The following is a 6,739-nucleotide window of genomic DNA, read 5'->3' on the forward strand; positions in this document are numbered from 1 at the left end:
AACCATGACCACACAACCCCGCCATTACCATATCACCACTTTCGGATGTCAAATGAACAAAGCCGACTCCGAACGCATGGCAGGCATTTTAGACGAAATGGGGTTAACCTTCGTTGAGGACCCAAACCAAGCTGATATCGTGCTTTACAACACCTGTACCATTCGCGATAACGCGGAACAGAAAGTCTACTCCTACCTGGGGAGACAAGCGAAACGGAAACAGGAAAATCCGAACCTGACCCTAATTGTAGCGGGATGCGTCGCCCAACAGGAAGGAGAAGCGCTGCTGCGTCGGGTTCCTGAACTTGATTTGGTGATGGGACCCCAACACGCCAACCGTCTCCAAGACCTATTAGAACAAGTCTTTGAGGGTTCCCAGGTGGTGGCGACTGAACCGATTAATATTGTGGAAGACATCACCAAACCCCGCCGAGATAGCAATATCACCGCCTGGGTGAATGTGATTTATGGTTGCAATGAACGCTGTACCTATTGCGTAGTTCCCAACGTCCGAGGAACCGAACAGTCCCGCACCCCGGAAGCTATCCGGGCGGAAATGGAAGAATTAGCGAGGGCGGGTTATAAAGAAGTTACACTGCTGGGACAAAATATTGATGCCTATGGCCGCGACCTCCCCGGTTCTACGCCAGACGGTCGCCACCAACACACTTTGACAGACCTGCTCTATTATGTGCATGACATACCGGGTATTGAGCGTATCCGTTTCGCTACGAGTCATCCTCGCTATTTTACAGAAAGATTAATTCGCGCCTGTGCGGAACTTCCGAAGGTGTGCGAACATTTCCATATCCCGTTTCAGTCGGGAGATAATGATGTGCTAAGGGCGATGGCGCGGGGATACACCCATGAAAAATATCGTCGGATTATTAATACTATTCGCGAGTATATTCCCGATGCGTCAATTAGTGCTGATGCGATCGTGGGGTTTCCGGGAGAAACAGAGGCGCAGTTTGAGAATACCCTAAAACTGGTTGATGATATTGCTTTTGACCTGTTGAACACGGCGGCTTATTCCCCCCGTCCGGGAACTGGGGCGGCGTTGTGGGAAAATCAGCTTTCGGAGGAGGTGAAGGCCGATCGCCTACAACGGTTAAATCGACTGGTGAATGTGAAGGCTATGGAGAGATCGGAAAGATACCGCGATCGCATTGAGGAGGTATTAGTGGAAGGCACAAACCCCAAAGACCCCAGCCAGGTGATGGGACGTACCCGTGGTAATCGTCTGACGTTTTTTAAAGGGAATTTGGCGGAACTCTCAGGTGAACTGGTGAAAGTGAAGATTATAGAGGTGCGGGCATTTAGCCTCACCGGAGAACCTATTGAGTTATATGTGACGCTATGAATACTAAAACTTTTAAAACAATCGGTTTTGTCTCTCTGCTGGGGCTGGTTTGGGTAAGTGCGATCGCCTGCCAGAAAAACCCTCAAGCCCAAAGTAATGCGGTTCAGGTGGCCCCAGCCGGTCCTGTACCTACAGTAATTCAAAATCCCCCTTCTCTGGCGCAACCGGGTCAGGGGGGTATGAATTTACCGAAACCCAGAGATAATGGTGATTATACCCGGTCAACTCATACCACCTGGGAAGTGACAGACAGAGACCCCAACGGTTTAAACTGTCGCATGGCTGATAATCTCAGCAGCTATGATCAACTTCTGGCTAACCAGGGTCAGGTGACTATGAATATCAAAAACTGGCCAGTAGTGGGGACTATCAAACAAGGACAGGATTTTGAGATTAATCTGGGTCCGGCAGGATTTGGTATTGTTTATGATAACGAAAACCAACCCTGGATGTATGTTGAACGTACTGATGAACAAGGGGCGGCGAGTAATTGTTTTGTGCGGGCTAACCATCGCTTTGTACAACCGATCGCCACTCAGAATGTCTTGTGATTAAGACGTAGCAACACCCCCCCGGAGATTGGTGCTAATTTTCAAAGAGTTTCATGACATCGGCGATCGCCATGCGAGAATAAGCCCCCAAGGTGAGAGGGGAGGTGTGATCATGTTCAAGGTGATCCGCCGCCGCACAGGCGATCATCGCCGCATTATCAGTGCAGAATTTCATCGGAGGGAACAAAACCCTTAAATGGTTTTCCGTAGCTGCTTCCTGTAACAAATGACGGAGGCGACTGTTAGCAGCTACTCCCCCCCCAACGGTAATAGTATCCAATTGGTAATTGAGGGCGCAGGCGATCGCTCGTTTGGTTAACCCCCTGGCAACTGTGTCCTGAAAGCTGGCTGCGAGGTCTGCCACGGGCAGTTCTCCCCCTTTTTGGTTTAATTTATCCACCAAACGTAAGACAGCCGTTTTCAGGCCGCTAAAGCTGGAATCATAGGGATGATAGCCGCCCCCAGGTAGGGAAATGCGACCCTCTGGGAGAGGGAAGGCTTGGGGGTTGCCACTGGCTGCAAGGCGATCGATAACTGGGCCCCCTGGATAACCGAGGTTAAGTAAACGAGCCACCTTATCAAAGGCTTCTCCCGCCGCATCATCGCGGGTTTGACCCAAGGTTTCATACTGACCACAACCGATGACCCGAATTAAACTGGTGTGGCCCCCAGAAACTAATAAACACAGAAAGGGTGGTTTTAAATCGGGTTCACTGAGATAGGAGGCGTAGATGTGACCTTCTAGGTGATGGATTCCTAAAAATGGCTTCTGGTGAACCATGGCTAAACTTTTGGCCGCTGTGATTCCCACTAATAGCGCTCCTACTAACCCCGGAGCGCAGGTAGTAGCGATCGCATCAATATCAGTCCAGTCCAGATCAGCTTCCATGAGTGCTTGAGTAATTAGGGGGTTGACCATTTCCAAATGTTGCCGCGAAGCCACCTCCGGCACTACCCCCCCATAGGGGCGATGGATAGGGATTTGAGAGGCCACCACATTACTGTAAACTTCACGATTCTTTACAATTGCTACCCCAGTTTCGTCACAACTTGTTTCAATTGCTAAAACTGTTGCCATTGGCTGATAAATTTAATCAAATGATTGAGTTACATCTAGTAGCTTATCCCCACAACGAGATTAAATGGGTGTCAAGAGTCTAAATTCAAAGTAAGATGGCTCCTAAGTCCTTAATCCGTTGGGATTGTACAAAAAACTTATTGTTTTGTAACAAAAGGAAACAAATCTATGCGACGATTGTTGGCTCTAGTTCTCGCTCTCGGTCTTTGGTTCGGTGGTAGCGCAGCAGCCGAGGCTTATAACCTGACTCCCTGCTCTGATTCGGCCGCATTTCAGCAACGGGCCCAAACTTCTATCGCCCGCAGTGCTAACCCAGACCAAGCCAAAGCTCGGTTCGAGCGCTATTCCCAAGAACTCTGTGGCGAAGATGGCCTACCTCACCTGATTGTAGATGGTAGCCTGTCCCACGCTGGCGATTTCTTAATCCCCAGTGTTCTATTCTTGTATATCGCCGGATGGATTGGTTGGGTAGGTCGTTCTTACCTCCAGTATGCTGGTAAAGATAAAAAAGCCACCGAAAAGGAAATCATTATCGATGTTCCCAAAGCTGTGCAATTGATGCTGGGTGGATTTCTCTGGCCTCTGGCTGCTCTCAAAGAAATGACCACCGGGGAAATGTTTGCTAAAGATAATGAAATCACCGTTTCTCCTCGCTAAGAGATGCGCGGTTGTGGCCTAAGCCTTTCACGGGTTAGGTTACGGGTTAGGTTAAGGGACTTTTTCCCAAATTGTATCGAATGTTTGGCATATCAATTAGGAGGCTCAATTCATGCAGAACTTTTTGAAATATTTGTCTACCGTCCCGGTTTTGGCAGCGGTTTGGCTGTTAATTACTGCTGGTATTCTGATCGAATTTAATCGGTTTTTCCCCGACCTTCTGTTTCATCCCCTCTAGGGACTAAAACCCGAAAAATGGGCAGGTCGCCCTAAGTGGCGATCGCATAATTAACAAGAGATTAATATTTATAGGGGTGATGATAAATTGCCCCTATGATCTTGTCCAAGGATACCTGCCCCCTAGGGGGATTATTGACCCTAATAAAAATCACTTATTTTTCTAATTCCGTATCGATGAAATCCTATACTGCTGCCGCGATCCAAATGACCAGTCTGCCTGATTTGCAGAAAAATTTGGCAGAATCTCGCGATTTAATTGAACTAGCTATTCGTCAAGGCGCTGAATTAATTGGCTTACCCGAAAACTTCTCGTTTATGGGTGAAGAAGAAGATAAACTTATCCAGGGTTCAGAAATTGCCGAAGCCACCGAAAAATTCCTGAAAACTACAGCCCAACGTTTTCAGGTAACCCTTTTGGGTGGAGGGTTTCCCGTTCCCAAAGGAGAAGGTAAAGTCTGCAATACCGCCTTGTTAGTAGACCCCAATGGTCAAGAGTTGGCACGATATGAAAAAGTGCATCTTTTTGATGTAAATGTGCCTGATGGAAACACTTACTGTGAGTCGGCAACAGTGAAAGCTGGGACAGATTTCCCACCTGTTTACAATTCCCCAGAATTAGGTCAGTTGGGTTTATCTGTCTGTTATGACGTGCGGTTTCCAGAATTGTATCGGCATTTATCTAAACGGGGAGCCGAGGTGTTATTTGTTCCCGCCGCCTTTACCGCCTATACCGGGAAAGATCACTGGGAAGTTTTGCTAAAAGCTAGGGCGATCGAAAATACTTGTTATGTAATTGCTCCAGCCCAAACTGGCTGTCACTATGGCCGCCGCCACACCCACGGTCACGCCATGATTATTGATCCTTGGGGAATGATACTAGCTGATGGGGGTGATCAGCCAGGAGTCGCCTTAGCTGATATTGAACCCACCCGCCTCGAGCAAGTGCGTCGCCAAATGCCATCTCTGAAACATCGGGTATTTTAGAAAATCAGCCACTGATAACGTGCGTCAGTCCTATCGGCGAGTTCTGACGCACCCTAGGAGACTCGGTAATTGTGGAATAATTTGAGAGTTGTAACCCATGTATAACTAATACAAAAGTTGATGTGATCCCACTTTTCGCTACAGTAGACAGGAACGAGTTTTAACAAAATGGATGGTTCTATCACTTTTCGGGATAATCTCCCCATTTTCCATGTTTTCATCTTTAGGAGTTGATCCCGTGCCACTGTTGGCAAACACCATCGAGGGAATTAGCGAAGCTCCCGAAGCTGATGGGAATATAGTGTTATTGGCGGTGCTACTGAGCCTAGTTGCCATTTATACAGCCAGCAAAGTTGGCGGCGAGTTCTTCAACTGGTTAGGATTTCCCCCAGTTTTAGGAGAATTAGTCGGCGGGGTAGTCATTGGTATTTCAGCTCTGCACTTAGTCGTATTTCCTGAAGGTGGTGTCGGCGCTTCTGACTCGGTGATCATGCAAATACTGTCATCGACAGCAGGGTTAGATATAAGTGCAGCTGGAGCCACCTTTGAGGCTCAAAGTGAGGTGATCTCCGTTCTCGCTGAAATTGGGGTGATCGTCCTACTATTTGAAATTGGCTTAGAATCCAATATTCGTGAACTGCTGGAAGTAGGGGTTCAATCCCTAGTGGTGGCAATTGTGGGGGTCGTGGCTCCATTTTTCGCCGGAACCATTGGCTTAATTCTCCTGTTTAATGTTCCCCCTGTGGCTGCAATTTTCGCCGGTGCTGCTTTGACTGCTACCAGTATCGGGATTACTTCCCGTGTGTTAGCTGAAATTGGCCGTTTGTCTTCTAAGGAAGGTCAAATTATTCTCGGCGCGGCGGTCATGGATGACATCTTGGGAATTATTGTCCTCGCAGTGGTCGCTAGTTTAGCCAAAACCGGAGAGATCGATGTTACTAACATTATCTTCCTGATTATCAGTGCCACTGTGTTTCTGGTAGGCGCAATCTTGCTGGGAAGGTTCTTTAATGATACTTTTGTGACTCTGGCTAAACAGTTTAAAACCCGTGGTCGGATTGTGATTCCGGCTTTTATTCTGGCGCTGTTGCTGTCTTATATCGCTGCTGCTATTGGTTTAGAGGCGATTTTGGGGGCTTTTGCTGCGGGGTTAGTCTTGGATGAAACTGAACCAGGAAAGGAACTCGAAGAACTTACTAGACCGATTTCTGATGTGTTGGTACCGATATTTTTTGTCACGGTTGGGGCGAAAACTAATTTAGAGGTTCTTAATCCTGCTGTTCCTGACAACCGCCAGGGATTGGTGATTGCTTCTTTTCTGATTGTTGTGGCAATTTTCGGAAAAGTTATCTCTGGGTTTAGCGTGTTTGGTGTGGAGAATATCAACCGATTGGCGATCGGGGTCGGTATGATTCCCCGGGGCGAGGTGGGTTTGGTATTTGCGGCGGTAGGTTCTGACAGTGGGGCTTTGTCGCCTTCTCTGGATGTGGCAATTATCTTGATGGTGATTCTGACTACTTTTGTGGCTCCGCCTTTGTTGCGGGTGGTGTTCCGTGATGATGAACCGACGGCTACGGAACCGAAAACTACTGCTTAAACGGTCAATCCTTAAAAGATTGTGAATTGATTTTGATGGCTCGGTTCAATAAAACCGGGCTTTTTTTCTTTTCTACTGAGGCTGTTGTCGGATACAATTACTTACGCAGTACGAATATGGTTCGGCTTGAATTATATAATTGGCCATCCATACCTGGGAAAAAATCTTCAAGAACTCCCACCTGCTAATGCGAGGTGGGAGAGTGGGGAACCAGCCCTGCTGAAACCTTGAATAGCCCATTGAGCCGAATCATGCCACGCACTTCCGAT

7 protein-coding genes are annotated in these 6,739 nt (G+C 47.8%); 6 read left to right on the plus strand and 1 reads right to left on the minus strand.

Features of this window, described 5'->3' with window-relative positions:
- Nucleotides 1–4: 4 nt before the first annotated feature.
- Together miaB and P5674_RS14595 are read left to right on the plus strand one after the other, a co-directional pair.
- Nucleotides 5–1,363, plus strand: a complete 1,359-nt coding sequence (miaB, locus tag P5674_RS14590; protein WP_014274550.1) for a tRNA (N6-isopentenyl adenosine(37)-C2)-methylthiotransferase MiaB — start codon at nt 5–7, stop codon at nt 1,361–1,363.
- Entirely contained in the window at nt 1,360–1,914 is a 555-nt protein-coding gene (locus tag P5674_RS14595) for a hypothetical protein (RefSeq protein WP_152088536.1), read from the plus strand. Before miaB ends, P5674_RS14595 begins: the two co-directional genes overlap by 4 nt.
- A gap of 34 nt (nt 1,915–1,948) precedes the next feature.
- Here the strand turns inward: P5674_RS14595 and tsaD are convergent, their stop codons facing one another.
- A complete protein-coding gene (tsaD, locus tag P5674_RS14600; protein WP_014274548.1) occupies nt 1,949–2,992 on the minus strand; it encodes a tRNA (adenosine(37)-N6)-threonylcarbamoyltransferase complex transferase subunit TsaD in 1,044 nt (347 codons plus the stop codon).
- 168 nt (nt 2,993–3,160) lie between these two features.
- On the opposite strand from tsaD, the gene P5674_RS14605 reads away from it, so the two are divergent.
- The 4 genes from P5674_RS14605 to P5674_RS14620 all read left to right on the plus strand — a co-directional run bounded on the left by P5674_RS14605 (nt 3,161) and on the right by P5674_RS14620 (nt 6,470).
- Nucleotides 3,161–3,649 (plus strand): photosystem I reaction center subunit III, plastocyanin docking protein, encoded by a 489-nt coding sequence (locus P5674_RS14605; protein ID WP_014274547.1) that lies wholly within the window; start codon nt 3,161–3,163, stop codon nt 3,647–3,649.
- A gap of 112 nt (nt 3,650–3,761) precedes the next feature.
- The gene (gene psaJ / locus P5674_RS14610) at nt 3,762–3,887 is read left to right on the plus strand and encodes a photosystem I reaction center subunit IX (RefSeq protein ID WP_014274546.1); all 126 of its coding nucleotides are present in this window, start codon (nt 3,762–3,764) and stop codon (nt 3,885–3,887) included.
- Between the two features lie 176 nt (nt 3,888–4,063).
- Nucleotides 4,064–4,873 carry a carbon-nitrogen hydrolase family protein gene (locus P5674_RS14615; protein ID WP_315670060.1) on the plus strand — a complete coding sequence of 270 codons (810 nt, stop codon included), beginning with the start codon at nt 4,064–4,066 and terminating at the stop codon, nt 4,871–4,873.
- 211 nt (nt 4,874–5,084) lie between these two features.
- Nucleotides 5,085–6,470, plus strand: coding sequence for a cation:proton antiporter (locus P5674_RS14620; protein WP_315670061.1), 1,386 nt, complete (start codon nt 5,085–5,087; stop codon nt 6,468–6,470).
- The last annotated feature ends 269 nt before the right edge of the window (nt 6,471–6,739 follow it).

The organism is Limnospira sp. PMC 289.06 (genome assembly GCF_032350395.1).
In the GTDB taxonomy this organism is placed as follows: Bacteria; Cyanobacteriota; Cyanobacteriia; order Cyanobacteriales; family Microcoleaceae; genus Limnospira; species Limnospira platensis.

Excerpts from the sequence above, each read along its gene's own strand:
- miaB (WP_014274550.1), top strand. The coding sequence starts at position 5 with ATGACCACACAACCCCGCCATTACCATATCACCACTTTCGGATGTCAA.
- P5674_RS14595 (WP_152088536.1), top strand. The coding sequence starts at position 1,360 with ATGAATACTAAAACTTTTAAAACAATCGGTTTTGTCTCTCTGCTGGGG.
- tsaD (WP_014274548.1), bottom strand. The coding sequence starts at position 2,992 with ATGGCAACAGTTTTAGCAATTGAAACAAGTTGTGACGAAACTGGGGTA.
- P5674_RS14605 (WP_014274547.1), top strand. The coding sequence starts at position 3,161 with ATGCGACGATTGTTGGCTCTAGTTCTCGCTCTCGGTCTTTGGTTCGGT.
- psaJ (WP_014274546.1), top strand. The coding sequence starts at position 3,762 with ATGCAGAACTTTTTGAAATATTTGTCTACCGTCCCGGTTTTGGCAGCG.
- P5674_RS14615 (WP_315670060.1), top strand. The coding sequence starts at position 4,064 with ATGAAATCCTATACTGCTGCCGCGATCCAAATGACCAGTCTGCCTGAT.
- P5674_RS14620 (WP_315670061.1), top strand. The coding sequence starts at position 5,085 with ATGTTTTCATCTTTAGGAGTTGATCCCGTGCCACTGTTGGCAAACACC.